This window comes from Streptomyces sp. NPDC058653 (assembly GCF_042716895.1).
Taxonomy (GTDB): Bacteria; Actinomycetota; Actinomycetes; order Streptomycetales; family Streptomycetaceae; genus Streptomyces.
This window is the reverse complement of sequence record NZ_JBHXRM010000007.1, coordinates 49,466-74,620: the sequence shown is the minus strand read 5'-3', so window position 1 is coordinate 74,620 and position 25,155 is coordinate 49,466. Positions and strand designations below refer to the sequence as shown.

General features: G+C 71.3%; 23 protein-coding genes and 1 tRNA gene. 10 read left to right on the top strand and 14 right to left on the bottom strand.

What is annotated here, in order from left to right; genetic code table 11:
* Positions 1-51 precede the first annotated feature (51 nt).
* A complete protein-coding gene (hppD, locus tag ACFWU9_RS08590; protein WP_384315699.1) occupies positions 52-1,206 on the bottom strand; it encodes a 4-hydroxyphenylpyruvate dioxygenase in 1,155 nt (384 codons plus the stop codon).
* Between the two features lie 133 nt (positions 1,207-1,339).
* Here hppD and ACFWU9_RS08585 point away from each other — a divergent pair, with 133 nt between their 5' ends.
* The 8 genes from ACFWU9_RS08585 (at position 1,340) to ACFWU9_RS08550 (ending at position 7,229) form a co-directional block, all read left to right on the top strand.
* On the top strand, positions 1,340-1,843 hold the full coding sequence (locus tag ACFWU9_RS08585) for an Lrp/AsnC family transcriptional regulator (RefSeq protein ID WP_384315697.1): 504 nt from the start codon (positions 1,340-1,342) through the stop codon (positions 1,841-1,843).
* 29 nt (positions 1,844-1,872) lie between these two features.
* On the top strand, positions 1,873-2,520 hold the full coding sequence (locus ACFWU9_RS08580) for an ABC transporter permease (RefSeq protein WP_384315695.1): 648 nt from the start codon (positions 1,873-1,875) through the stop codon (positions 2,518-2,520).
* Positions 2,521-2,620: 100 nt separating this feature from the next.
* Entirely contained in the window at positions 2,621-3,871 is a 1,251-nt protein-coding gene (locus ACFWU9_RS08575; protein ID WP_384315950.1) for an ABC transporter ATP-binding protein, read from the top strand.
* A complete protein-coding gene (locus ACFWU9_RS08570; protein WP_384315693.1) occupies positions 3,868-4,710 on the top strand; it encodes an ABC transporter permease in 843 nt (280 codons plus the stop codon). Before ACFWU9_RS08575 ends, ACFWU9_RS08570 begins: the two co-directional genes overlap by 4 nt.
* Positions 4,711-4,814: 104 nt before the next feature.
* A complete protein-coding gene (locus ACFWU9_RS08565; protein WP_384315948.1) occupies positions 4,815-5,705 on the top strand; it encodes a glycine betaine ABC transporter substrate-binding protein in 891 nt (296 codons plus the stop codon).
* 89 nt (positions 5,706-5,794) lie between these two features.
* Positions 5,795-6,439: a helix-turn-helix domain-containing protein gene (locus ACFWU9_RS08560; RefSeq protein WP_384315691.1), complete on the top strand. Its 645-nt coding sequence runs from the start codon at positions 5,795-5,797 to the stop codon at positions 6,437-6,439.
* Positions 6,440-6,489: 50 nt separating this feature from the next.
* Positions 6,490-6,675, top strand: coding sequence for a hypothetical protein (locus tag ACFWU9_RS08555; RefSeq protein WP_384315689.1), 186 nt, complete (start codon positions 6,490-6,492; stop codon positions 6,673-6,675).
* Positions 6,672-7,229: an MFS transporter gene (locus ACFWU9_RS08550; protein ID WP_384315687.1), complete on the top strand. Its 558-nt coding sequence runs from the start codon at positions 6,672-6,674 to the stop codon at positions 7,227-7,229. Before ACFWU9_RS08555 ends, ACFWU9_RS08550 begins: the two co-directional genes overlap by 4 nt.
* Here ACFWU9_RS08550 and ACFWU9_RS08545 read toward each other — a convergent pair.
* The 4 genes from ACFWU9_RS08545 to ACFWU9_RS08530 form a co-directional block, all read right to left on the bottom strand.
* Positions 7,159-7,956 (bottom strand): S16 family serine protease, encoded by a 798-nt coding sequence (locus ACFWU9_RS08545; RefSeq protein WP_384315685.1) that lies wholly within the window; start codon positions 7,954-7,956, stop codon positions 7,159-7,161. The two genes, ACFWU9_RS08550 and ACFWU9_RS08545, sit on opposite strands and share 71 nt — an antisense overlap.
* Before the next feature lie 67 nt (positions 7,957-8,023).
* A complete protein-coding gene (locus ACFWU9_RS08540; protein ID WP_189106903.1) occupies positions 8,024-8,665 on the bottom strand; it encodes a helix-turn-helix domain-containing protein in 642 nt (213 codons plus the stop codon).
* 370 nt (positions 8,666-9,035) lie between these two features.
* The gene (locus tag ACFWU9_RS08535; RefSeq protein ID WP_384315683.1) at positions 9,036-10,820 is read right to left on the bottom strand and encodes a DEAD/DEAH box helicase; all 1,785 of its coding nucleotides are present in this window, start codon (positions 10,818-10,820) and stop codon (positions 9,036-9,038) included.
* 234 nt (positions 10,821-11,054) lie between these two features.
* Complete coding sequence (locus ACFWU9_RS08530; protein WP_384315681.1) at positions 11,055-12,512, bottom strand: MFS transporter; 1,458 nt, start codon at positions 12,510-12,512, stop codon at positions 11,055-11,057.
* Positions 12,513-12,703: 191 nt separating this feature from the next.
* Between ACFWU9_RS08530 and ACFWU9_RS08525 the strand changes: the two genes are divergently transcribed.
* Positions 12,704-12,775: transfer RNA gene (locus tag ACFWU9_RS08525), tRNA-Cys, on the top strand.
* A gap of 67 nt (positions 12,776-12,842) precedes the next feature.
* On the opposite strand, the gene ACFWU9_RS08520 is transcribed toward ACFWU9_RS08525, so the two are convergent.
* The 7 genes from ACFWU9_RS08520 to ACFWU9_RS08490 form a co-directional block, all read right to left on the bottom strand.
* Positions 12,843-15,152 (bottom strand): xanthine dehydrogenase family protein molybdopterin-binding subunit, encoded by a 2,310-nt coding sequence (locus ACFWU9_RS08520; protein ID WP_384315679.1) that lies wholly within the window; start codon positions 15,150-15,152, stop codon positions 12,843-12,845.
* Positions 15,149-16,612: a 2Fe-2S iron-sulfur cluster-binding protein gene (locus tag ACFWU9_RS08515; protein ID WP_384315677.1), complete on the bottom strand. Its 1,464-nt coding sequence runs from the start codon at positions 16,610-16,612 to the stop codon at positions 15,149-15,151. Before ACFWU9_RS08515 ends, ACFWU9_RS08520 begins: the two co-directional genes overlap by 4 nt.
* Positions 16,609-17,505, bottom strand: coding sequence for an FAD binding domain-containing protein (locus ACFWU9_RS08510; protein WP_384315675.1), 897 nt, complete (start codon positions 17,503-17,505; stop codon positions 16,609-16,611). Before ACFWU9_RS08510 ends, ACFWU9_RS08515 begins: the two co-directional genes overlap by 4 nt.
* Before the next feature lie 245 nt (positions 17,506-17,750).
* Positions 17,751-19,397, bottom strand: coding sequence for a beta-N-acetylhexosaminidase (locus ACFWU9_RS08505; RefSeq protein ID WP_384315673.1), 1,647 nt, complete (start codon positions 19,395-19,397; stop codon positions 17,751-17,753).
* A gap of 334 nt (positions 19,398-19,731) precedes the next feature.
* A complete protein-coding gene (locus ACFWU9_RS08500) occupies positions 19,732-20,034 on the bottom strand; it encodes a DUF3039 domain-containing protein (RefSeq protein ID WP_031231446.1) in 303 nt (100 codons plus the stop codon).
* On the bottom strand, positions 20,021-20,497 hold the full coding sequence (locus tag ACFWU9_RS08495) for a hypothetical protein (RefSeq protein WP_384315671.1): 477 nt from the start codon (positions 20,495-20,497) through the stop codon (positions 20,021-20,023). The genes ACFWU9_RS08500 and ACFWU9_RS08495 overlap by 14 nt, the downstream gene beginning before the upstream one ends.
* A 259-nt stretch (positions 20,498-20,756) precedes the next feature.
* A complete protein-coding gene (locus ACFWU9_RS08490; RefSeq protein ID WP_384315669.1) occupies positions 20,757-21,317 on the bottom strand; it encodes a YqgE/AlgH family protein in 561 nt (186 codons plus the stop codon).
* A gap of 284 nt (positions 21,318-21,601) precedes the next feature.
* Between ACFWU9_RS08490 and murA the strand changes: the two genes are divergently transcribed.
* Positions 21,602-22,942, top strand: coding sequence for a UDP-N-acetylglucosamine 1-carboxyvinyltransferase (murA, locus tag ACFWU9_RS08485; RefSeq protein ID WP_384315667.1), 1,341 nt, complete (start codon positions 21,602-21,604; stop codon positions 22,940-22,942).
* Between the two features lie 67 nt (positions 22,943-23,009).
* Here the strand turns inward: murA and ACFWU9_RS08480 are convergent, their stop codons facing one another.
* Both ACFWU9_RS08480 and ACFWU9_RS08475 read right to left on the bottom strand, forming a co-directional pair.
* The gene (locus ACFWU9_RS08480) at positions 23,010-23,291 is read right to left on the bottom strand and encodes an HU family DNA-binding protein (RefSeq protein ID WP_003954777.1); all 282 of its coding nucleotides are present in this window, start codon (positions 23,289-23,291) and stop codon (positions 23,010-23,012) included.
* A gap of 270 nt (positions 23,292-23,561) precedes the next feature.
* Positions 23,562-24,995, bottom strand: a complete 1,434-nt coding sequence (locus ACFWU9_RS08475) for an NAD-dependent malic enzyme (RefSeq protein WP_384315665.1) — start codon at positions 24,993-24,995, stop codon at positions 23,562-23,564.
* Positions 24,996-25,155 lie beyond the last annotated feature (160 nt).

Below are 25,155 nucleotides of genomic sequence, written 5' to 3'. Positions count from 1 at the left end.
CCCGGAACGGTCGTCCCGGGGCCCCTCCGTGTGCGGCGCCCGGACGAGGCGTCAGAGGTTGCCGCGCCTCTCCTGCTCCCGCTCGATCGCCTCGAACAGGGCCTTGAAGTTGCCCTTGCCGAAGCCCATCGAGCCGTGGCGCTCGATCATCTCGAAGAAGACCGTCGGCCGGTCCTGGACCGGCTTGGTGAAGATCTGGAGCAGATAGCCGTCCTCGTCGCGGTCCACGAGGATCTTCAGCTCGCGCAGGGTCTCCACGGGCACCCGGGTCTCGCCGGCCCACTCGCCGAGGGTGTCGTAGTACGAGTCGGGGGTGTCGAGGAACTGGACACCGGCCGCGCGCATCGTGCGTACGGAGCCGACGATGTCGTTCGTCGCGAGCGCGATGTGCTGGACACCCGCGCCGCCGTAGAACTCCAGGTACTCGTCGATCTGCGACTTCTTCTTCGCGACCGCCGGCTCGTTGATCGGGAACTTCACCTTCAGGGTGCCGTCGGCCACCACCTTCGACATGAGGGCGGAGTACTCGGTGGCGATGTCGTCGCCCACGAACTCCTTCATGTTCGTGAAGCCCATGACCTTGTTGTAGAAGGCCACCCACTCGTTCATCCGGCCGAGTTCGACGTTGCCCACGCAGTGGTCGACGGCCTGGAAGGTCCGCTTCTCGGGGGCCGCGACGATCGGGGTGGCCGGGGCGAAGCCCGGCAGGTACGGGCCGTCGTACCCGGTCCGCTCGACCAGGGTGTGACGGGTGCTGCCGTAGGTGGCGATGGCCGCGAGTACGACGGTGCCGTTCTCGTCCTTGAGCTCGTACGGCTCCTGGAGGCCGGTCGCGCCGTTCGCGGTGGCGTAGGCGTACGCGGCGCGCGCGTCCGGCACCTCGATGGCGAGGTCGACCACACCGTCGCCGTGCTCGGCGACGTGGTCGACGAGGAAGCGCCCCCACTCGGTGGACGCCTTGACGACGGAGGTGAGGACGAAGCGGGCCGAGCCGTTCGTGAGCACGTAGCTCGCGGTCTCGCGGCTCCCGTTCTCGGGGCCCGAGTAGGCGACCAGCTTCATGCCGAAGGCCGTCGAGTAGTAGTGGGCCGCCTGCTTGGCGTTGCCGACGGCGAAGACGACGGCGTCCATTCCCCTGACCGGGAAGGGGTCGGCGTCGCGCGCGGTGGACGGGGCTGTGTCGAGGTTCACCGAGGTATCTGCCATGACGGCAGCGTCTCGCCGTTCCGCAAGGTGCGCAACAGTTCGCGCATTCGCTGGGCAGTCTGTACAGCCGGGGGCGAGGATGACCGGACCATCTGCACAGGATGACCACCCACGAATCGCCTCAGGAGGCGCCATGGCCATCGACGGGCTCGACGGCAGGCTCATCGCCCTGCTGGCACGGGAACCGCGCATCGGGGTGCTGGAGGCGTCGCGCCGGCTGGGGGTCGCGCGCGGGACCGTACAGGCGCGGCTGGACCGACTTCAGGCCAACGGAGTGATCCGCGGCTTCGGTCCGGACGTCGATCCCGCCGCTCTCGGCTACCCAGTAACGGCGTTCGCAACCCTGGAGATCAAACAAGGTCAGGGATCGGATGTGAGGGCCCATTTGAGCGGCGTTCCAGAGGTCCTCGAACTGCATACCACCACCGGAACCGGGGATATGCTCTGCCGACTCGTCGCTCGTTCGAACGCCGATCTCCAACGGGTGATCGACCGGGTTGTCGGTTTTGCCGGTATCCAGCGGGCCTCCACGGCGATCGTCATGGAGAACCCCGTTCCGCTGCGGATCATCCCCCTGGTGGAACAGGCCGCCCAGGACACCGACGGAGACCGGCCACCCGACCGGGTGGCCGACTGACCGACTCCGACCCACCAGAGAGGAGCGCCGTGGACTTCTGGGACTATCTGGCCAACCGCCACCAGCAGTTGCTCACCGACTCGTTCCAGCACGCCAGCGCCGTCTTCCAGTGCATGGTGATCGCCACCGTCCTCGGTGTCGTCATCGGCGTACTGACCTATCGCAGCCCCTGGGGCGGCAATCTCGCGGTCCTCTCCACCGCCGCCGTCCTGACGATCCCCTCGCTGGCGGCCATCGGTCTGCTCATCCCGCTGGTCGGTCTCGGCGTCGCTCCCACGGTGATCGTCCTGACCCTGTACGGGCTGCTGCCCATCGTCCGGAACGCCGTCGTCGGACTGCGCGGCGTGGACCCGGACCTGGTCGACGCCGCCAAGGGCATCGGTATGTCGCGTACCGCCCGGCTGCTCAAGGTCGAGCTGCCGCTCGCCTGGCCGCCGATCCTCACCGGTATCCGGGTCTCCACCCAGATGCTGATGGGCATCGCCGCCATCGCCGCGTACGCCTCGGGGCCCGGCCTCGGCAACGAGATCTTCCGCGGTATCGCCTCGCTGGGCAGCGCCAACGCGATCAACCAGGTACTCGCCGGAACGATCGGCATCGTCGTTCTCGCCCTGCTCTTCGACGCCGCGTATGTCCTGCTCGGCCGACTCACCATCCCGAGGGGGATCCGTGTCTGAGACCGCTGACGAGACCACCGGCCCGACACCGGCCGGAGCCAGGGACGACGCGTCGTCCGCCGCCGGGGACGCGACGGGCGGCGGCACCACGGCCGTCGTCGTGCCCACGAACGCCACCAACGGCGCCGCCGCCCCCACGAGCGGTGCCACCATCCAGCTCGACGGCCTCACCAAGCGCTACCCGGGCAGTCCCAACCCGGCCGTCGAGAACGTGTCGATGGAGATCAAGGCCGGTGAGACCGTCATCCTCGTCGGCCCGTCCGGCTGCGGGAAGTCGACGACCCTCAAGATGATCAACCGGCTGATCGAGCCCTCGTCCGGGCGGATCAGGATCGGCGACGAGGACGTCACCGACATGGACCCGGTGAAGCTGCGCCGGCAGATCGGTTACGCGATCCAGTCGTCCGGGCTCTTCCCGCACATGACGGTCGGCGAGAACATCGCGCTCGTACCGAAGATGGTCGGCTGGTCGAAGTCGAGGGTGAAGGACCGCGTCGAGGAGATGCTCGACCTGGTCGGGCTCGATCCGCGCGAGTTCCACGGCCGTTATCCGCGCCAGCTCTCCGGCGGCCAGCAGCAGCGTGTGGGCGTGGCGCGGGCCCTCGCCGCCGACCCGCCGGTGCTGCTGATGGACGAGCCGTTCGGCGCCGTCGACCCGATCACACGCGACCATCTCCAGGACGAACTGATCCGTCTCCAGCACGAGTTGCACAAGACGATCGTGTTCGTCACGCACGACTTCGACGAGGCGATCAAGCTCGGCGACCGGATCGCGATCCTGCGGGAGCGCTCGCACATAGCGCAGTTCGACACCCCCGAGGCGATCCTCACCAACCCGGCCGACGACTTCGTGTCCGGCTTCGTGGGCGCGGGGGCGGCGCTGAAGCGGCTGAACCTCACGCGCGTACGGGAGGTGGAGATCGCCGACTTCCCGGCGGTGACGGTCGAGGACCCGCTCCAGTCGATCTTCAACAAACTGAGCAGCGGCCCGCACAACGAGCTGCTGATGCTGGACCGGAAGAACCGCCCGTACAAGTGGCTGCGCCGCGGCGACCTGTCCCGCGCCAAGGGGTCGCTCGCCAACGCCGGCCAGCTGGTGCACCACACCGTGACCAGGGACGCGACCCTGCACGACGCGCTGGAGGCGGTCCTCACCGAGAGCGGCGGCCGGGTCGCGGTGACCGGCAGGCGCGGCGAGTACATCGGTGTCGTCGACATGGAGACGCTGATGACCTCCGTCCAGGAGATGCTGGAGGCGGACCGGCTCACCGCCTTCGAGCACCAGCACGAGCTGGCGGAGCAGCGCCGCCGGCGCGGCGCCCAGGAGCTGGAGGGCGGTGCGGGCGCATGACCTCTCAGGTGCGCAAACAACGCCCGCCGGGCGAGTACGACGTCAAGGGGCACGCCTTCCGGGACGAGGAGTCGGAACCGGCCCCGGCGCCCGCGGCCCCCAAGAGCCGAATAACGCGGGGCAGACTGCTCACCGTGCCCGCCGTGGTCGCCGTCGTCCTGCTGGCGACCTTCGCCTGGATCACGAACGTCCCGCTCGACTCGATCGCCCGGAACTCGATCGCCAACGGAAACGTCCAGCTGCGGCTGCGCCAGCACGTCGAACTGACCGCGGTCTCCACCTTCTGGGTGCTGGTCATCGCGATCCCGCTGGGCATCGCGCTGACCCGGCGCGGGCTGTCCAAGGCCGCGCCGGCGGTGACCGCGCTGGCCAACATCGGCCAGGCGACCCCGGCACTCGGGCTGCTGGCGCTGCTGGTGATCTGGCTGGGCATCGGCCCGTCGACGGCGATCATCGGCATGGTCGTCTACGCGGTGCTGCCGGTGCTCGCCAACACCGTGGCGGGCCTCAAGGCCATCGATCCACAGCTGGTGGAGGCGTCGCGCGGCATCGGGATGTCACCGCTCGCGACACTGACCAAGGTCGAACTCCCGCTGGCCGTACCGCTGATCCTGGCGGGCGTACGGACGGCGCTGGTGCTCAACGTGGGCACGGCGACACTGGCCACCTTCGGCGGTGGCGGCGGGCTCGGCGACCTGATCACCTCGGGCATCCAGACGCAGCGCATGCCGGTCCTGATCCTGGGCTCGGTGCTCACGGTGACGCTGGCGCTGCTGATCGACTGGCTGGCCTCGCTGGTCGAAGTGGTCCTCACCCCGCGCGGACTGGAGGAGCGCTGATGCGACACGTACGACCCCTTCCCCGCACCCTCGTGACGGGCGCGGTGGCGCTGCTGCTGAGCGCCACGACGCTCGGCGGGTGCGGTCTCAAGAGCGGCTCCCCGATGGTGGACGACGTCTCCCCGGGCTCGGTCGGCCAGGGCGAACCCCTCAAGGGCGCCTCGCTGACGGTGACGTCGAAGAACTTCAGCGAGAACATCATCCTCGGCCAGATGATCGGCCTGATCTTCAAGGCGGCGGGCGCGGAGGTCCTGGACCGGACGAATCTGCCGGGCTCGATCAGCGCGCGCGAGGCGATCGTCAAGGGCGACGCGGACGCGATGTACGAGTACACGGGCACGGCCTGGATCACCTACCTCGGCAACGAGAAGCCGATCGTCGACTCGCGCGGCCAGTGGACAGCCGTACGGGACGCGGACCGCTCGCACGACGTCAGCTGGCTGGCGCCGTCCACGCTCAACAACACCTACTCGTTGGGGATCAGCAAGAAGAACAACGCGAAGTACAAGCTGAAGACGATGTCGGACGTCGCCGAGCTGTCGAAGAAGCAGCCGGGGGCGGTCACCATCTGCGTGGAGAACGAGTTCGCGGCGCGGGACGACGGACTGCCCGGCATGGTGAAGGCGTACGGGATGAAGATCCCGGCCGCGGGCGTGAAGAAGATGGACGCCGGGATCATCTACACCCAGGCGTCCAAGTCCAACTCCTGCCTGGTGGGAGAAGTGTTCACGACGGACGGCCGGATCAAGGCGATGAATCTGGACACGGTCGCCGACGACAGGCACTTCTTCCCGAACTACAACGCGGCGCCGGTGATCCACCGTGCGACGTACGAGAAGTACCCGGAGATCGCCGGGCTGCTCGATCCGCTGAGCGAGCGGCTGAACACCAGGATCGCGCAGGAGCTGAACGCGAAGGTGGACGTGGACGGCCAGGATCCGCACGAGGTGGCGAAGGACTGGCTGATCGAGGAGGGCTTCATCAAGGAGGGCTGATCCGGAGGTCGCGCGGCCTGCCGGACATGCAAAGAAGTAGTTGCAAAGAAACCCTTGCAACTACTTCTTTGCATGTCTACGCTGAGCCCATGCCCGAGAACTCCGATGCCCCCGGCGAGCCCGAGGTGTCCAGCGCCCCCGAGGTGTCCGTACAGGACGTCCGCACGCTCGACCCGCGCTCACTGCGGGGCCTCGCCCACCCCCTGCGGATGCGGCTGCTGATCGCCCTGCGCCACCACGGCCCGGCGACCGCGTCCCAGCTCGCCGAACGGCTGGGCGAGTCGAGCGGCGCCACCAGCTACCACCTGCGGCAGCTCGCCGACCATGGATTCGTCGCCGACGACCCCGGGCGCGGAAAGGGCCGGGAACGCTGGTGGAAGGCGGCGGACAAGGGCGTCATGATCGACGACGCGCTCCACCGCGACCCCAACCCCGAGGTACGCGGGGCGCTGAACACCTTCATGCACGAGGTCGCCTCCATCCACGGCCAGGAGCTGAGCACCTGGCTGGGCACCATGCACGACTGGCCGGACGTCTGGGCGGCGAAGGCCGACCTCAGCGACTTCACGCTGCGGCTGACCCCCGAGACGCTGGTCGAACTGGAGGGCCGGATCCACGACCTGATCAACGGCTACCAGGAACGCGAGCCGGCCGGGCCGGACGAGGACGTCGCCCAGATCCGGCTCCATCTGCACGCCTTCCCCCAGAAGAGGCTCAACCCGCCGACCGACTGATCCGACTCCGCCCCTCCCACCACTCCCGACGCGTGAAGGGTCGATTTGTCATGCCATTTTCCGATGTACACCTCCAGCTCCACTCCATACGCGCGACCGCGCTCCGGGCCGAGGCGACCGCCCACCACCCCCGCCCCCACGCCCGGCGCCTCCGCCCCCGGCTGGGCTGGCTCCTGGTCGAGCTGGGCCTGCGCCTGGTCGAGCACCCGACGCGGGCCCGCGTCCGCCCCGTATGAACGCCGCGGCGAGGCGCCGCCGGCCCCTCACCGCCGTCCTGACCGCCAACGCCATATCCGCCATGGGCCGGACCCTGAGCCTGATCGGCATCCCCTGGTTCGTCCTCCAGACCACCGGCAGCGCCGGGCGCGCGGGCGCGCCGCGCTTCGCGGTGGCCGGTCTGACCGACTCGACGACGGCACTCGCGGTGGTCATGGCCGGTGCGGGGCTGGCGGGCGGGATGATCAACCCGATCCTGACGACGGTGACGTACGAACGCGTCCCGGACGGGCTCCGCAGCCGGGTCGCGGGCGCGATGACCGCGGGCTGCGAGCTGACGATGCCGCTGGGCGCCCTGACGGCCGGCCTCCTGGTCGAGACCACGGGCCTGTCGGCCGCCCTGCTGCTGATGGGCGGGGTCTACCTCCTGGCCACGCTGAGCCCGGCCCTGCTCCCGGCCTGGCGCGGCCTGGACGCCCCGGGCCCGGCGGAGGCCGAGGACGTCAGCAGTTCGGGACCTTGCGGTCCTGTGCCAGCGCCCGCAGGGACGACACCGCGTCCTTCAGCGTCCTGACCGGGATCAGCCGCATGCCGGCCGGGAGTTCGGACCGGGCGTCGGCGCATTCCGCCTCCGGGACCAGGAAGACCGTCGCGCCGTCGCGGCCCGCCGCCTGGGTCTTGAGGGAGACACCGCCCACCGCTCCCACTTTCCCGTCGGCGCTGATCGTGCCGGTGCCGGCGATCGCGCGGCCGCCGGTGAGGTCGCCGCCCGAGCCGTCGCCGTCGAGCATGTCCACGATGCCGAGCGCGAAGAGGAGGCCCGCGCTGGGGCCGCCGACATCGGCGAGGTGGAGGGTGACGTCGACGGAGTCCGGCTTCCGGCCGAGCTGGGCGAGGGCCGCGTCGACGGCGACGTTCTGCGACTTCACCATCTCCTCGGTGTTGTGCCTCTCGATCTCCTTGTCGGACTGGCCGGCCGGGTAGACGGAGTTGCGCGGCAGCACGGCGCGGTCGGACCGGAGCCAGCCGTCGAGCACGTCGCCGAAGTCGACGTCGGCGGAGGGTCCGGTCGCCAGGATGGTCGTCATCCGCAGCTGGCCCTCCGGCTCACGGGTCTGCGTGCCCTTGATCGAGATGACGGGCTCGCCCCGGTAGTCGCCGAGAACGTTCGCGGTCAGACCCGGCTGGGCCACCGCGTACGGCAGCGGGGCGACCCCGACGACGGCGAGCAGCGCGACGACGGGGACCGCCGAGAGGGCGAGGGAGCGGGGGCGCGAGAGACCGGCGAGACGAGAGAGCACGGCGTCAATCTATCGGCCGGGCCATGGGCCCGGTCCAGAGCCCGCCCCGGGGCGGGCTCCGCCCGTCTCAGCGCAGCGCGTCGGCCACCTCGCGCGCCGCGTCGACCACTCTCGGGCCGACCCGCTCCGGCACGGAGTCGGCGAGCATCACCACACCCACGCTGCCCTCGATCCCGGTGACCCCGACGAGCGCGGCGGCGGCGCCGCTCGCGCCCGCCTCCAGCTCACCGTGGGTGAGCGTGCACCGCGCCTCGGTGTACGAGCCCTGCCGGGCGGCCAGGATGGCCTTGCCGGCGGCGCCCCGGTCCAGCGGGTGGCGGAAGCCGGCGCGGTAGGCGACGTGGTAGTCCGTCCAGGTCGGTTCGACGACGGCGACGGCCAGCGCCTCGGCGCCGTCGACGAGGGTGAGGTGCGCGGTGGCGCCGATGTCCTCGGCGAGCGCGCGCAGGGCGGGCAGCGCCGCCTCGCGTACGAGCGGGTGCACCTGGCGGCCCAGGCGCAGCACCCCGAGACCCACTCTGGCGCGTCCGCCCAGATCGCGGCGGACCAGCGCGTGCTGTTCCAGGGTGGCGAGAAGTCTGTAGACGACGGTGCGGTTGACCCCGAGTTTGTTGGACAACTCGGTGACGGTCAGCCCGTGGTCGGTGTCGGCGAGCAGTTTGAGGACGCGCAGTCCCCGGTCGAGCGTCTGGGAGGTCTCCGCGGTCACGACGCCCTCTCCTTCGGAGTTTCGGAGTGAGTGACGACGGCACTCTCGAAGAGCCCGCGGCACCGGTCCCATCGGCGACACACGAAAAGAGAGGCCGCCGGCAGGCCATGGCGCACCGGCTGCGCTCCGCGGCGACATTGCCACGGCGCGTATGTAATGACGGGACATTAGCGATCCGTACCGCTCAGCGGAAGACCTCGTCCAGAATCCGGTCATGGAAGGGCAGTTGCTCCCCCTTCGCGTCGGAACACGCGTAGAAAAGGGAATCGCTCTGACCATTCGCATGATTTCCCAGGAATGGACGCGCGTAGAAAAGCCTCTTCGGACACCGCGGAGGGCGTCGGAAGAGGCTGGAAATTACCCTTCGCGCTCAGCGCATCCGGGTCGCCCACTCCTGGACTTTCTTGATCCGCTCGCGGAGTTGGCCTCCGGTGGCCTCCGCGCTGGGAGGCCCGCCGCAGACGCGGCGCAGCTCGGTGTGGATGACTCCGTGCGGTTTGCCGCTCTGGTGGACGTACGCGCCGACCATCGTGTTGAGCTGCTTGCGCAGCTCCAGCAGTTCCTTGTGGGAGACGACGGGGCGCCGGTCGGCCGGCAGCTCCAGCAGATCCGCCTCGGCGTCGGGCTTCTTGCGGCTGTGCGCTATCTGCCGGGCCTGGCGCTTCTGGAGCAGCATCTGCACCTGGTCGGGTTCGAGGAGGCCGGGGATACCGAGGTAGTCCTGCTCCTCCTCGCTGCCGGGGTGGGCCTGCATGCCGAACTCGGCGCCGTCGTAGAGCACCCGGTCGAAGACCGCGTCGGACTCCAGCGCCTCGAAGGGCAGCATGTCCTGCTCGCCGGTGTCCTCGTCGAGTTCGCGCTCGGCCTCCGCCATCTCCTTCTCGGACTCGGCGTACGGGTCCTCCTCACCCTCCTTCTTGGGCTTGTCGAGGACGTGGTCCCGCTCCAGCTCCATCTCGTTGGCGAAGCCGAGGAGGCCGGGGATGGTGGGCAGGAAGACGGACGCGGTCTCGCCGCGCCGCCGGGAGCGGACGAAACGGCCGACGGCCTGGGCGAAGAACAGGGGCGTGGAGATGGTGGTCGCGTACACGCCGACGGCGAGGCGCGGCACGTCGACGCCCTCCGACACCATGCGGACGGCGACCATCCAGCGCTCGTCGCTCGCGCTGAAGTCGTCGATACGCTGCGAGGCGGCGGCCTCGTCGGAGAGTACGACGGTCGCCTTCGCCCCCGTGATCTCACGGATGAGCTTGGCGTACGCGCGGGCCTGGTCCTGGTCGGTGGCGATGACCAGACCGCCGGCGTCCGGGATGGACTTCCGCACCTCGGTCAGCCGCTGGTCGGCGGCGCGCAGCACGTTGGGCATCCAGTCGCCGCGCGGGTCGAGCGCGGTGCGCCACGCCTGCGAGATCGCGTCCTTGGTCATCGGCTCGCCGAGCCTGGCCTCGACCTCGTCACCGGCCTTGGTGCGCCAGCGCATGTTGCCGCTGTAGCTGAGGAAGATGACGGGGCGCACGACGCCGTCGCCGAGCGCGTTGCCGTAGCCGTAGGTGTAGTCGGCGGAGGAGCGGCGGATGCCGTCGTCGCCCTCCTCGTACGCGACGAAGGGGATCGGGTTCGTGTCCGACCTGAACGGCGTGCCGGTCAGCGCGAGGCGCCTGGCGGCCGGTTCGAAGGCCTCAAGACACGCCTCGCCCCAGGACTTGGAGTCACCGGCGTGGTGGATCTCGTCGAGGATGACGAGCGTCTTGCGCTGCTCGCAGCGGTTGCGGTGGAGCATGGGGCGTACGCCGACGCCCGCGTACGTCACGGCGACGCCCTGGTACTCCTTGCTCAGCGGTCCCGCGCTGTACTCCGGGTCGAGCCTGATCCCTATCCGCGCCGCCGCGTCCGCCCACTGCTTCTTCAGATGCTCGGTCGGCGCGACGACGGTGATCTGCTGCACGACGTGGTGGTGCAGCAGCCAGGACGCCAGGGTCAGCGCGAAGGTGGTCTTCCCGGCGCCGGGTGTCGCGACGGCGAGGAAGTCGCGCGGCTGCTCCTGGAGATAGCGCTCCAGCGCCTTCTCCTGCCAGGCACGCAGCTTGTTGGCGGTACCCCAGGGGGCACGCCCGGGGAAGGCGGGTGAGAGGTGGTGGGAGGCGGTAGTAGTCACGGTCTCCGCTTCGCGGACGCTCGGGGACAGGAGGTGTCGTGCCGACCGGACCCGGCGAGCCCGGCGGAACACCCCCTACGGGCTGGACGACCGACAACGGTCTCGGATACGACAACCGGGCCACCCTACCGGCGGCCCGGCGTGATCCTCGTACGAAAGAGCCGGGGCGCGGCAGGTGCGACCCGGGTCACACCGGAGGTGCCGGCAGCACCGTACGAGCCGGAGCGGTACCACTCATCGCGCCCGGACCCGCGCCGCCACCCAGACACCCGCCAGTGCCACCGACGCCATCGGGAGGAAGACCGCCGCGAAGGCCGTCGGGTGGGAGGCGGCCGTCGGGGAGAGGGTGTGGGTGCCCACCGCGCCGCCTCCCAGGGCCGCGAACGCCGCGCCGCCCGCCGACAGCAGCAGGACGTTCGAGAGGCCGTCGGAGATCTGGAGCGCGGCCGAGTTGGTGCCCGCCTCCTCGGGGGGCGAGAGCTTCAGCAGCAGCACGCTCGTGGACGCGATCACCGCGCCCATGCCGAGGCAGCCGACCGCCCAGGCGACGCCCACGATCCAGACCGGGACCGATTCGATCAGGACGCTCGGCGCGGCGGCGATGGCCGTGGCGACCAGGACCATGCCGCCCATGAGCAGCCGTTCGCGGTGCGGCTCCATGCGGGGGCGGGACTGGATGTACGAGCCGAGTGCCCAGGTCGCCCCGCCGACGGCCAGGGAGAGGCCCGCCAGCGTCGGGGACAGGCCCCGCTGGGTGACGAGCATCAGCGGGACGAAGCTCTCCGCCGCGACGAAGGAGCCCGCCGCGATGCCACGCAGCAGGACGACCGAGGGCATGCCGTGCGCGGCGCGGTAGGTGCCGGGCGGCAGCAGGCCGAGGACGGCGGGCACGATCAGGGCGGCGCCGGCCGCGCCGGGCAGCAGCGACCACCAGGTGAGGTCCTGGCCCGCGTACTGGAGCAGCCCCGCGCCCAGCGAGATCGCCAGCGCCAGCCGGATCCGGGGCCGGTCGAAGGCCGGTACGGGCTCCGAGGGGTCGGCGGGCCCGCTCGCCATCTTGCGTATCGCGGGCAGCGCGGTGGCCAGGGGCAGCACCACCAGCACCGGGATGCCGACGAACACCCAGCGCCAGCCGAGGTGTTCGGTGACCGTCCCGGACGCGAGCGGGCCGACGACCGAGGGCACCACCCAGCTCGCCGCGAACGCGGCCATGATCGCGGGCCGCAGCCGCTCCGGGTAGGCGCGGCTGACCACCACGTACAGCGCGACGATCACCAGCCCGCCGCCGAGCCCCTGGACCGCCCGGCCGACGATGAACAGCCACATCGCGCCGGCGGTGCCGGAGAGCAGCAGTCCGGCCGCGAAGGCGCTGATCCCGGTGACGAGCGGCCTGAGCGGGCCGCTGCGGTCCGCCCACTGCCCGGAGAGCACCATCGCGAAGAGGCTGGTGGTGAAGTACGCGGAGAAGGCGAAGGCGTACAGCGAGACGCCCCGCAGCTCGCGCGCGGCGACCGGCATCGCCGTACCGACCGCCGTCGCCTCGAAGGCGATCAGCAGGACGACGCAGACGATGCCGACGCTGAGCGCCCGGTGGGTCCTGCCGAGGATGCCGTCCCGGCCGGTGTCGAGGGGGCCGGGTCCCGGCGCGGCTTCGGCGGCGATCTCGGCGTCGTTGGGTTCCAGGGCGGTCATGGGCACAGGGTAAGGGGCGTCGAACGGGATGGGCCCTGTCGCTGGTCCCGGCGGGCCTCGTCCCTTGGTCGTACTCCCCGGCCGCGCCCGGAGCCCGTCGATGAACGGCGTATGGCAGTCGCGTTGCGGGGTCCGCCGCGCTCTTGAGGGCCGCGCGCCGCCGCGCCTACGGTCGAACCACCGGTACGCACGGCCGTGTGCCCGAGTGGTTCAGGGGCTCGACTGCAAATCGAGTTACGTGGGTTCGATTCCCGCCACGGCCTCTTACGACGTCCTTCCCGTCCCCGCCGGCCTTCTCGCGACAGGCGCGGCGGGCCCGGCGGGCGCGGCTCACCCGCCCGCCGTCACCACCGCCGACTGCGGTCTGATCGGCAGCCTGTTGACCGGCCGCCCCGTCGCCGCCCGTACCGCCGCCGCGACCGCCGCCGGGGACGTCACGACCGGCACCGCGCTCGCGGGCTTCGCCCCGAAGGGGGCCACCACGTCGCGCTCCTCGACCAGTTTGACGATGCGGATCTCCGCCGCGTCCAGGGACGTCGGCAGCGCGTAGCCGGTGAGGTCGGGACGGCGTACCAGTCCGCGGGTCGTACGGAGGTTCTCGGTGAGGGCCGTGCCGATGCCCTGGGTGACGCCCGCCTCGATACGGGTTGCGAGCTGCGCCGGGTTGAGGACCCGGCCGACGTCCTGCGCGACGGCCATCTCCACCACACGGATCGAGCCGAGTTCGATGTCGACGTCCACGACCGCGCGGATCGCGCAGAACGCGAGCCCGACGAACGCGTCGCCCTGACCGCTCTCGTCCAGCGGCTCGGTGGGGTGCGGGCGGCACTGGGCGGTGGCCCACAGCTCCTTGCCGTCCATCGCCTCGGTGACGGTGGTCGACAGCACCCCGTCGTAGGAGGTGATCTTGCCGTCGGTGATCTGGAGCAGCTCCGTCGACATGCCGAACTGGTGCGCCAGCGGCTGGAGGAGCTGTGTACGGACCATCTTCGCCGCCCGCTCGACCGCGCCGCCGGAGACCCAGGTGTGGCGGCCGTGCGTGGCGGGGCCCGCCGGGGGCTGGTCGGTGTCGACGGAGGCGACGTGCACCTCTTCGATGCCGAGCGTCTCCTGGACGATCTGGCGGGCGAGGGTGGAGAAGCCCTGGCCGGTCTCGACGGCCGCGCAGATGACCGTGGCGACGCCGTCGTGGACCTTGACCGTGGCGGTGGAGACCTCGTCGGCGCCCTCGGCACCGAGCATGTGGACCATGCCGAGCGCGTAGCCGACACCGCGGCGTACGGCGCCGGGCTCGCCCGCACCCTCGGGGCCGCCCGGCAGCAGCCAGGACGACTCGGGGATGTCCTTGGGGAGCGCGGGGAGGGGGAAGTCGCGGACGGCGCGCAGCAGTTCGGCGACGGGCGCCGGGCAGGTCACGGTCTGCCCGGTGGGCAGGATGTCGCCGGTCGCCAGCGCGTTGCGCAGGCGCAGTTCGGCCGGGTCGATGCCGAGCTTGGCCGCCAGTTTGTCCATCTGGCCCTCGTACGCGGCGCAGACCTGCATCGCGCCCTCGCCCCTGACATGGCCGGAGGGCGGGTTGTTGGTGCGTACGGCCCAGCCCTCGATGAAGGCGTGCGGGACGATGTAGGGCCCGCAGGCGAAGGCGACGGCCGCCGCGAGGGACTCGGACGAGGCGTCCGCGTACGCGCCCGCGTCGAGCAGGATCTGCGCCTCGACCTTGACGAGTCTGCCCTCGCCGTCGGCGTGGTGGCGGTAGCGCAGCAGCGTCGGGTGCCGGTGGGCGTGGCCGAGGAAGGACTCCTCGCGGGTGGCGGCCAGTTTCACCGGGCAGCCGGTCTGGAGCGCGAGGAGGCCGAGCGGGATCTGGAAGCCGGGGTCCTCGCGGTCGCCGGTGGCGCCGGGGACACCGGTGACGACGACCTTCACCTGGTCGGGTTCGAGGCCGAAGCAGGCGGCGGCCAGGTCGCGGTCGGTGTGCGGGTCGGTGGAGCCGGTGTAGATCTCCACGCCGCCGTCGGGACGCGGTACGGCGAGCCCGGCCTCCGCGCCGATGGGGGCGGGGTCCTGGCGGCCGATGCGGTAGAGGCCCTCGACGACCACCTCGCCCATGAGGTCGGGGTCGCCGTAGCGCAGCGGGATGTGGCGGATGAGATTGCCGTCGGGGTGCAGCGGCTCGGCCTCGAAGGCCTTCTCCGGATCGGTGACCGGGTCGAGGACCTCGTACTCGACGGCGATGGCGGCGGCGGCGAGTCGGGCGGTGTCGGGGTGGTCGGCCGCGACGGCGGCGATGGCCTCGCCGTGGTGGCGTACGACGTCGGAGGCGAAGACGGGACGGTCGGCGACGAGCCGTCCGTAGGAGGGGTCGCCGAGGACGTCGAGATGGGTCACCACGGCCCGTACACCGGGCATCTCGGCGGCGGCGGCCGTGTCGATCGACAGGATGCGCGCGTGCGGGTGCGGCGAGCGCAGGAGCGCCGCCCAGAGCAGGCCTTCGGCCCAGAGGTCGGCGGCGTACGGGAACGTGCCCTCGGTCTTGGCGCGGGCGTCGGCCGGTGGGAGTGAGGCGCCGAGACCCAGCGCGGGCGGCTCCTGCCGGGGGCCGTCGAGTGCCTGGGTCTCGGTGGCCGCGTCGTTGCTCACGCCATGCCTCCGTCGTGCGGGTCGAGAGGTGCGGGGTGGGCGCCGCCGGCGCCCGGCGGTGCCTGGTGCGGAATGCGGGCCTCGTCGGCGGCGGCCTCGGCGCTCGCCGCGCGTTCGGCGACGACCTCGCCGACGGCGTCGAGCACGCCCCGGTATCCGGAGCAGCGGCAGAGGTTGCCGCACAGCGCCTGGCGGGTCTCCAGCTCGCTGGGGTCGTGGTTGCCTTCGAGGAGGTCGTGGACGGTCATCGCCATGCCGGGGATGCAGAAGCCGCACTGCACGGCGCCGCAGTTGGCCAGCGCGCGCTGGACGTCGGACGGTTCGCCGTCAGAGGCCAGACCCTCGACCGTACGGACCTCGGAGCCGGCGGCCGTGGCCGCCGGGACGAGGCAGGAGGCGACGAGCCGGCCGTCGACCTGGACGTTGCAGGCTCCGCACTCGCCCTGCGAGCAGCCGTCCTTGGCGCCGGCGAGGCCGAGGCGCTCGCGCAGCACGTAGAGCAGCGACTCGCCGATCCAGGCGTCGGTGACGGGGCGGTCGCCGCCGTTGACGCGCAGGACGTAGGAGTTGGCGGGGTGTTCGGCGCTGTCGTTGCTGCTGGTGAGGGGGGCGGGCTCGGGGGCCGGCTCGGGCTCCGGGGCGGCGGGCTCGTCCTCGGGGCCGGCCGCGGGGGCGAGTTCCGCTTCCGCTTCCCCCCCGGCGTCCGCGACGGTGCCTTCGGCCGGTGCGGCCGGGTCGGGGTCGCCGTCCGTCCCGTGGGCGGGCGGCGCCGCTGCCGGTACGTCCACGGCGGCCTCGGGCGGCTGTTCCGCGACGGGCTCCGCGACCGGTTCCGGTTCCGGCGCCCAGGGAGCGCGCGCGCCACCCGGAAGGGTGGCGGGCGGCGCGCCGCCCGACCACTGCGAGGTGGTGGGCATCGAGGTGGTGAACTCGCCCGATTCGTCGGGAAGCTCCTCCCCGATGACCGGGATCACCCACTGGCCGGTGGCTCCCGCCGGGGCGGGCGGGCCCGGGTCGGTACGCGGACCGGCGGCCTCGTCCGGGTCGGCGAAGGACCACTGCCCGGTCGCCCCCGGCTCGTGCGGCGCGCCGGGCCCCGCGGCCCGGTCCGCGCCGTACGCCGCCTGATGTCCCTGCCCGGCCCCGTAGCCGTACGGATCGGGCTGTGCCTGCGGTGTCCCCGGTGCCCACTGCCCGGCCGCGGACGGCCCTACGGGCGCGACGCCGCCGTCATGCCCCCGCTGGTCGATCGCCGGTGGCACGTAGCCGTGCCCGCGCGCCGCCAGCGGCGCGGCCGCCCGGTCCTCGGGCGGCAGTTGGACGAAGGCGGTCGCCTCGGCGTCGTACTCGCCGCCCTGCGGGATCGGCTGCCAGGAGCCGCGCCCGCCGGGGTGCCCGTGCGAGGGGTCCTGTCGACGCCCCTCCGGAGTCCCGGAGTTCTCGTTCTCGTCGGTGGTCACGGCAGCGCCCTCCCCAGTGCTCGTCGAGCCAGAGTGGCGACGGTACGCCTCAGGTGCAGCACGGCGGGCGGCAGGGCGGGCGGCTCGCTCCCGTCCGCCGCCGGTGCCGGGTCGGGGATGCAGGCCGCGGCCACGTACTCCCCGAAGGCCGTCAGCGCCTCGGGCGCCAGCCCGCGGTCCGCGTCCCAGTCGATCAGCGAGGCGATCCAGCGCTCGGCCTCCAGCGGGCGCAGCGGCATCGGCGCGATGGCGCCGACCGCGCAGCGCACGCCTCGGCGCGCCGGGTCGAGCACGACGGCGACGGACGCGGTGGCCCGGCCGGGGCCGGTGCGGCCGGTCGCCTTGAGGTAGACCTGGGGGGCGTGCAGCAGCGGGACCCGTACGAAACCGATGAGTTCGGCGGGCGCCAGCATCTCGCGGCCCGCCAGCAGATGCGTGACGGGGATCTCGCGGCGCGTGCCGCCGGGGCCCGCGACGACGAGGTCCGCCTCCAGGGCCGCGAGCACGGGCAGTGAGTCGCCGGTGGGCGCCGCCGTGGCGATGTTCCCGCCGAGCGTGCCCGCGTTACGGATCTGGGGCGGCCCGGCGGCGCGCGAGGACGCGGCCAGCGCGGGGATGAGCGCGGCGAAGTCGGGCCGGCCCATCCGCGCGTGGGTGAGTCCGGTGCCCAGCAGGGCGTGTCCGTCCTGGTAGTGCCAGCCGCGCAGTTCGCTGATCCGGCCGAGGCCGACCAGGCCGGCCGGCCTGAGAAGGCCCTTGTTGACAGCGGCCATCAGATCGGTTCCACCCGCGACGGGCACGGCGGCAGGCATGGCGCTCAGCGCCGCCACGGCCTCGTCGAGCGAGGCCGGCAGCGTCACGGACTGCGCCGTCTGCGGTGCGTGCGTGGTCAACCCAGCTGCCCCTTCCCGGTGTCCCGGCCGTCCGTCTGTGTTGGCCGTACCGTACGTGCTCACAGGCCGGACTAGGCAACTCTGGCACATCTTCCGGGCCTACCGGTCCGGGGGTCCATGAAGCGCGCATCCGCCCCTGAACGAGGGGAAGATCCGTTTTCGCACCTCTTCGCCGACACATGCGGAATGCCAGCATTCACCACTCCATGGGCGACTTATTCGCATGGAGAGGGTGCCGGAAGGGGTCACACGTTCGGGGGCGCTCCCTCGATCGGACGACCGAGAACGGCGGAGTCCCCGTCGGGTCCGGGACGCTTCTGCCAGGGCAACGGGCCGCCCGGCGGCCGGTAATCGACCCCGAGGGCGTCAAGGCGCTTGTAGTGCGCGGTCATTCGCCGTTCGAAATCCGCGAAGTCCCGGTCCTCGGACGCGGGCAGCGCCGACCAGGCGACCTCGGCGAAGGCGCAGAGCCGGGGGAAGAGCTGGTAGTCGACGCGGGAGCGGTCCTGCATCACCTCGGTCCACACATTGGCCTGGGTGCCGAGGACATGGGCCGCGTCGTCGCCGGTGAGCTCCGGCGGTACGGGCTCGAACCGGTAGACGTCCTGGAGGGTGCGGACGTATCCGATGGGCATCGGCTCGTCGCCGCCCGCCGCCTGACGGTGGTCCAGATACACCTGCTGCTCGGGGCACATGACGACGTCGTGGCCGGCCTTGGCCGCCGCGATGCCGCCCGCGTAACCCCGCCAGGAGGAGACGGCGGCGCCGGGCGCCAGCCCGCCCTCCAGGATCTCGTCCCAGCCGATGAGACGCCGCCCGCGCGCGGAGAGCCAGCCGTCGAAGTGCCGGATGAACCAGGACTGGAGCTCGTCCTCGTCGGCCAGGCCCAGCTCCCGGATCCGCTCCTGGGCGGCGGGTGAGCGCTTCCACTGGTCCTTGGGGCACTCGTCGCCGCCGATGTGGATGAACGGCGAGGTGGCGGCGGGGAAGAGGTCCAGCAACTCCTCGAAGACGCCTTCGAAGAAGCGCAGGGTGTGGTCGCCGGGGGCCAGCACGTTGGGGTTGACGCCCCAGGTGTCCCAGACCTCCAGCGCCGAGGTGTCGACGACATCGGTGTTGCCGAGCTCCGGGTAGGCGGCGATGGCGGCCTGCGAGTGCCCGGGGATGTCGATCTCGGGGACGACGGAGATGTGCCGCTCGGCGGCGTACGCGACGATCTCGCGGATGTCGTCCTGGGTGTAGAAACCGCCGTGCGGCTTCTCGTCCCACAGGTCCGAGAACCGGTGACCGTACTTGGTCCGCGACCGCCACGCGCCGACCTCGGTCAGCTTCGGGTGCCGCTTGATCTGGACGCGCCAGCCCTGGTCGTCGGTGAGATGGAAGTGGAAGACGTTGAGCTTGTGCGCGGCCATCAGGTCCAGGAAGCGCAGGACGCCGTCCTTGGGCATGAAGTGGCGCGACACGTCGAGCATGACGCCGCGCCAGCCGAAGCGCGGCTCGTCCTCGATGACCTGACGGGGGATCTCCTGCCGTACGCCGGGGGACAGCGGCGCGCGGCGGAAGGCCTTGGGGCCGAGGAGCTGACGGAGCGTCTGGGCGCCCCAGAAGACTCCGGCCGCGCTGCCCCCGTGTATCTCGGCGCCCCACTCAGCGGTGATGTCCAGCCGGTACGCCTCCGGGGCCATCGACTCGTCGATGCGCAGCGAGACCGCGTTGCTGCCGCCCGCGGGGCCGGGGGCCAGCGGCAGCCCCAGCGCCGCCCCGAGGGTGGCGCGCAGCCAGCGCTCGGTGGTCTCGGTCCCGGGCGCCGCCCAGAGGGTGGTGGCCGAGTCGGGGACGAAGCCACCGCTCTGTGGGCCCTCGACATTGACAGGCGCCGGGATCAGGTCCATCACGTCAGTCCTCAGTCCTCGTTCGGCTGGCATATGCCGGAGTCAATGGGTCGTTGGAGCGTGCACGTGGACACTAGGCCCGGCCCTGACGAACGGACAAGTGGTCTCAACCATTCGGTGATCAGGCACACGCGGGCGTGCGCCGGCACATGCCCGCGCCCCGCCGGTCCGTGCCCCGCCCGTCCGCACATCCGCCAGACCTACCCGTTTGCGGGCCCGCCGACGCGAACGGCTCCGGGGCGCGCAAGTGCGCGCCCCGGAGCCGTCCGGCGCTTGACGAAGAACGAGAGGGCCGGGGCGTGCCTTCGACCGAAGACGGGCCCCGGAGCGTGTTCTAGCTCTTGCCCTTGCCGCTCTTGTCCTTGCCGCCCTTGTCCTTGTCCCCGCCAGGGCCCATGGACTCGTAGATCTCCTTGCACATCGGACAGACCGGGTACTTCTTGGGGTCGCGCCCCGGCACCCAGACCTTTCCGCACAGTGCGACCACCGGAGTGCCGTCGAGGGCACTCGCCATGATCTTGTCCTTCTGGACGTAGTGGGCGAAGCGCTCGTGGTCGCCGTCGCCGTGCGACACCTTGGGTGTCGGCTCCACGAGGGTGCCCGTACCTGCCCCGCGCTCGGGCTCAAGAGTGCTCATAACCGTCAAGGGTACCCACGCCCGCGCCATCCTGAAGGCTCCGGGTCCGAGCACTCCGCAGCCGGCCGCTCACGCATCGCGCCGACGCGGTGCCGGGAGCCCTCCAACAGACGGCCGCGCCGACACCCGGCAGCTTCGCCAGGCTGTCCGAGACGACGAAGAACGGCGGGACGGGGCTGCCGAGGAGCGCGACGGTGCTGCGCGGCAGCACCGTGTCACCGGCGGAAATCAGACAGAGCAGCGTCGGGTGGACGGCGCGCCCGACGGTGGCGCGGAGCGCGCCCGGGCCGCCGAGCGAGGCGTTCCTGCGCTCGCCCCTCGCCGTCCGGGCCGCCGGGAAGGTGGCGAAGACGGTGGGCGGGCCCACCGCGAGCAGCGGTGCGACGGAGGTACCGGCGAAGCCGTGGCCGACCGCGTCGGACTCGGGCCCGGCGCCGAAGTGGCCGTAATCGCCGCTGATCACCGAGCCGCAGAGGGCGCGCCGACTCCGACGGGCCGGACCACGAAGGCCGACAGGTTCCACCAAGTGGAGGGCGGCGTTAAGGAGTTTGAGCCCCTCGGCGGAGAGGAGGAGACGGGGACGGTCCGCCCCTCGGCGGCCGGCTCCCGCGTCCGCGTCCGGATCCGGACAACGCCCTCGGGGTCCGGGCCGTTGACCGGCTCGGGCTGTCCGGAATCCGACGGGTCCTGGCGAGGCGGCGCGGATGGGCGCGGGCCGTCCGTCAGTTGAGCGAGGGGTCGTCCGGGTAGGTGGCCACCATGGCCAGTTCGCTGCGCTGTCTGCGCAGCACCGCGCGCCACAGGCTCTCCGGGCGCGGCGACGACACGTCGCCGGGCTCCGACTCGACCACGTACCAGGCGCCTTCGCCCAGCTCCTCCTCCAGCTGGCCGGGCCCCCAGCCCGCGTAACCGGCGAAGATCCGCAGCGAGCCCAGCGCCCGCGCGAGCAGCTCGGGCGGGGTCTCCAGATCGACCAGGCCGATCGCGCCGTGCACCCGGCGCCAGCCCAGCGGGCCTTCGTCGCCGGGGATGACCGCGAGGCCGAGCGCCGAGTCGAGGGAGACCGGTCCGCCCTGGAAGACGACACCGGGGTCGCCGGCCAGCCCGCCCCAGGACTCCAGGATGTCCCCGACGTCCACGGGGGTGGGCCGGTTGAGGACCACGCCGAGCGACCCCTCCTCGTCGTGGTCGAGCAGGAGCACCACCGCGCGGTCGAAATTCGGATCCGCCAGGGCCGGAGTCGCGACGAGCAGCCGCCCTGTGAGCGAGGACACCTCGGTCATGCCAGACATGATCCCGCACATTCGCCTTCCACGGGGCCCGCGCGACAGAGTGTGCGTGATCGCAGCTCAGGCGCACGGCGGCACGGGGAGCGCAAGGACCCGCCGGGCCGGTGACCGGAGTGGGCCCGGGGAGAAGGGTGACTCTGGGCTAGGGACGGCGGACGGAAAGTGTTCGGCCGTGCACTCCACGTGTCCAGGACGCCCGATGCCTTACGGGACGGGGGTGCGAGCCCCTTACTCTTTTGCTTTGGCCCCCCGTCCGACGACACCGGAACGCGAGATTCATGACCGGCACAGACGATGTAATGCTTGTCCACGGCGGAACCCCGCTGGAGGGTGAGATCCGCGTCCGAGGCGCGAAGAACCTGGTGCCGAAGGCCATGGTCGCCGCCCTTCTCGGCAGCGGGCCGAGCAGACTGCGCAACGTGCCCGACATCCGTGACGTACGGGTCGTCAGGGGACTGCTCCAGCTGCACGGCGTGACGGTGCGCCCCGGTGAGGAGCCCGGCGAGCTGATCCTCGACCCGTCGCACGTCGAGAGCGCCAACGTCGCCGACATCGACGCCCACGCGGGCTCGTCGCGTATCCCGATCCTCTTCTGCGGCCCGCTGCTGCACCGCCTCGGGCACGCCTTCATCCCGGGCCTCGGCGGCTGCGACATCGGCGGCCGGCCCATCGACTTCCACTTCGAGGTGCTGCGCCAGTTCGGCGCGACGATCGAGAAGCGCGCGGACGGGCAGTATCTGGAGGCCCCGCAGCGGCTGCGCGGCACGAAGATCCGGCTGCCGTACCCCTCGGTCGGCTCGACGGAGCAGGTGCTGCTGACGGCCGTTCTGGCCGAGGGCGTCACCGAGTTGTCGAACGCCGCGGTGGAGCCGGAGATCGAGGACCTGATCTGTGTGCTCCAGAAGATGGGCGCCATCATCTCGATGGACACCGACCGGACCATCCGGATCACCGGTGTCGACACGCTCGGCGGCTACAACCACCGCGCCCTGCCGGACCGGCTGGAGGCCGCGTCCTGGGCGTCCGCCGCGCTGGCGACCGAGGGCAACATCTACGTGCGCGGCGCCCAGCAGCGGTCGATGATGACCTTCCTGAACACCTTCCGCAAGGTCGGCGGGGCCTTCGAGATCGACGACAAGGGCATCCGCTTCTGGCACCCGGGCGGTCCGCTCAACGCGATCGCCCTGGAGACCGACGTCCACCCGGGTTTCCAGACGGACTGGCAGCAGCCGCTGGTGGTGGCGCTGACGCAGGCCGCGGGCCTGTCCATCGTCCACGAGACGGTGTACGAGTCGCGGCTCGGCTTCACCTCCGCGCTGAACCAGATGGGCGCGCACATCCAGCTGTACCGGGAGTGCCTGGGCGGCTCGGACTGCCGCTTCGGCCAGCGCAACTTCCTGCACTCCGCGGTCGTGTCGGGCCCCACGAAGCTCCAGGGCGCCGATCTGGTCATCCCCGATCTGCGGGGCGGCTTCTCGTACCTGATCGCGGCGCTGGCGGCGCAGGGCACCTCGCGGGTGCACGGCATCGACCTGATCAACCGCGGCTACGAGAACTTCATGGAGAAGCTCGTCGAGCTGGGCGCGAAGGTCGAACTCCCGGGCGGCTCCGTCGTCTGACGCGCCGTACCCAACGCCAAGGGCGGTCACCCCGAGGGGGTGACCGCCCTTGTGCTCTGCCTGAGGGTTACTTGCCCTTGGCGGCTTCCTTGAGCTTGGAGCCCGCGGAGACCTTCACGCTGTAACCGGCCGGGATCTGGATCGGGTCGCCGGTCTGCGGGTTACGAGCGGTGCGAGCGGCCCGGTGGGTGCGCTCGAAGGTCAGGAAGCCGGGGATGGTGACCTTCTCGTCGCCCTTGGCGACGATCTCGCCGACCGTCTCGGCGAGGGCGGCCAGCACGGCGTCGGCATCCTTGCGAGTCACCTCGGCGCGGTCGGCCAGGGCGGCCACCAGCTCACTGCGGTTCATGTTGTTACTCCCGTGTTCTTCTTGCGTGTGAGGCGTGAGATCGAAGCCGATGCTGCCAGGACCCTCTGACATTCCCGTTGAGCGGGTCTGTCCTTCAGGTCTTCGCGCCCCAGTGGGGTATCCCCTGGACATAGTCCTTGAGAAAGCATCCTGCCCCCACCAGCGGCGGGAAAGCCAATCCGGGCCCTGAAACCCCCTTGGAGCAGCGGGCTCATGGTCCGTCACCCTAGAGGTGGGTTCACGGTGCCGCGAATCGCGACGCGCCGGGCGTCAGACGGACGTGGCGCCTGTCACAACCACCCCGGCGGCCTTGGCGGCAGTGCGTACGGCACCCGCGACGGCGCCCGCGACCTTGTCGTTGAAGACCGAGGGAACGATGTAGTTCGGGTTGAGTTCGTCACCCGTGACGACGTCCGCGAGGGCGCTCGCGGCGGCCAGCATCATGTCCGTGTTGACGGTGCGTGACTGCGCGTCGAGAAGGCCTCGGAAGACACCGGGGAAGACCAGGACGTTGTTGATCTGGTTGGGGAAGTCCGAGCGGCCGGTGGCCACAACTGCCGCTGTCTCGCGGGCGATTGCCGGGTCGATCTCGGGGTCCGGGTTGGCCAGCGCGAAGACGATCGCGCCGTCGGCCATGGCCGCGACGTCCTCGCCGCTCAGGACGTTCGGGGCGGACACGCCGATGAAGACGTCGGCGTCGACGACGGCCTCCTTGAGGGTGCCCGTGACGCCCTCCGGGTTGGTGTTGTCGGCGATCCAGCGCAGGGGCGACTCGGCGGCGGCGGAGACCAGGTCGGCGCGGCCCGCGTGCACCACGCCGTGGATGTCGGCGACGACGGTGTGCTTGACACCGGCCGCGATAAGAAGTTTCAGAATCGCTGTACCGGCGGCACCGGCGCCCGACATGACGACCCGTACGTCACCGATTCCCTTGCCGACCACGCGCAGCGCGTTGGTCAGCGCGGCGAGCACCACGATGGCCGTGCCGTGCTGGTCGTCGTGGAAGACCGGGATGTCCAGGGCCTCGCGCAGCCGTGCCTCGATCTCGAAGCAGCGGGGGGCGGAGATGTCCTCAAGGTTGATACCGGCGAAGCCCGGCGCGATCGCCTTGACGATGGCGACGATCTCGTCGGTGTCCTGGGTGTCCAGGCAGAGCGGCCAGGCGTCGATGCCGGCGAAGCGCTTGAAGAGCGCGGCCTTGCCCTCCATGACGGGCAGCGCGGCCTTCGGGCCGATGTTGCCGAGGCCCAGCACCGCGGAGCCGTCGGTGACGACCGCCACGGAGTTGCGCTTGATGGTGAGCCGGCGGGCGTCCTCGGGGTTCTGGGCGATCGCCATGCAGACCCGTGCCACACCCGGGGTGTAGATCATGGAGAGATCGTCACGGTTGCGGATGGGGTGCTTGGACTGCATCTCGATCTTGCCGCCGAGGTGCATCAGGAACGTACGGTCGGAGACCTTGCCGAGGGTGACGCCCTCGATGCCGCGCAGCTGCTCGACGATCTCGTCGGCGTGGCTGGTGGAGCTGGCGGCGATCGTGACGTCGATCCGCAGCTTCTCGTGGCCGGACGCGGTGACGTCCAGACCGGTCACCGAGCCGCCGGAGGATTCCACGGCCGTGGTCAGCTGGGAGACCGCGGTACCGCTCGCGGGTACCTCCAGCCGGACCGTCATCGAGTACGAGACGCTTGGCGCCGTTGCCATGACCGTGTTCCTCTGCTTTCCCTGGCTTCACTTGCCGCACCGCCGCGCCCCTGGGGTCCGGCGGAACTTTCCGATGGTCGCACCTACCTGCTGGTAGGCGGTAACGGGGGTGGGGCCGGGAGAACAGGAGCGGGGGCGGCGCGCGATGTGTATCGGAACC

What these genes read in the sequence shown, in the direction of transcription:
- hppD (WP_384315699.1), bottom strand. Translation starts at nt 1,206, where the DNA reads ATGGCAGATACCTCGGTGAACCTCGACACAGCCCCGTCCACCGCGCGC.
- ACFWU9_RS08585 (WP_384315697.1), top strand. Translation starts at nt 1,340, where the DNA reads ATGGCCATCGACGGGCTCGACGGCAGGCTCATCGCCCTGCTGGCACGG.
- ACFWU9_RS08570 (WP_384315693.1), top strand. Translation starts at nt 3,868, where the DNA reads ATGACCTCTCAGGTGCGCAAACAACGCCCGCCGGGCGAGTACGACGTC.
- ACFWU9_RS08565 (WP_384315948.1), top strand. Translation starts at nt 4,815, where the DNA reads ATGGTGGACGACGTCTCCCCGGGCTCGGTCGGCCAGGGCGAACCCCTC.
- ACFWU9_RS08560 (WP_384315691.1), top strand. Translation starts at nt 5,795, where the DNA reads ATGCCCGAGAACTCCGATGCCCCCGGCGAGCCCGAGGTGTCCAGCGCC.
- ACFWU9_RS08555 (WP_384315689.1), top strand. Translation starts at nt 6,490, where the DNA reads ATGCCATTTTCCGATGTACACCTCCAGCTCCACTCCATACGCGCGACC.
- ACFWU9_RS08550 (WP_384315687.1), top strand. Translation starts at nt 6,672, where the DNA reads ATGAACGCCGCGGCGAGGCGCCGCCGGCCCCTCACCGCCGTCCTGACC.
- ACFWU9_RS08530 (WP_384315681.1), bottom strand. Translation starts at nt 12,512, where the DNA reads ATGACCGCCCTGGAACCCAACGACGCCGAGATCGCCGCCGAAGCCGCG.
- ACFWU9_RS08505 (WP_384315673.1), bottom strand. Translation starts at nt 19,397, where the DNA reads ATGGACCTGATCCCGGCGCCTGTCAATGTCGAGGGCCCACAGAGCGGT.
- ACFWU9_RS08500 (WP_031231446.1), bottom strand. Translation starts at nt 20,034, where the DNA reads ATGAGCACTCTTGAGCCCGAGCGCGGGGCAGGTACGGGCACCCTCGTG.
- ACFWU9_RS08490 (WP_384315669.1), bottom strand. Translation starts at nt 21,317, where the DNA reads ATGACCGAGGTGTCCTCGCTCACAGGGCGGCTGCTCGTCGCGACTCCG.
- murA (WP_384315667.1), top strand. Translation starts at nt 21,602, where the DNA reads ATGACCGGCACAGACGATGTAATGCTTGTCCACGGCGGAACCCCGCTG.
- ACFWU9_RS08480 (WP_003954777.1), bottom strand. Translation starts at nt 23,291, where the DNA reads ATGAACCGCAGTGAGCTGGTGGCCGCCCTGGCCGACCGCGCCGAGGTG.
- ACFWU9_RS08475 (WP_384315665.1), bottom strand. Translation starts at nt 24,995, where the DNA reads ATGGCAACGGCGCCAAGCGTCTCGTACTCGATGACGGTCCGGCTGGAG.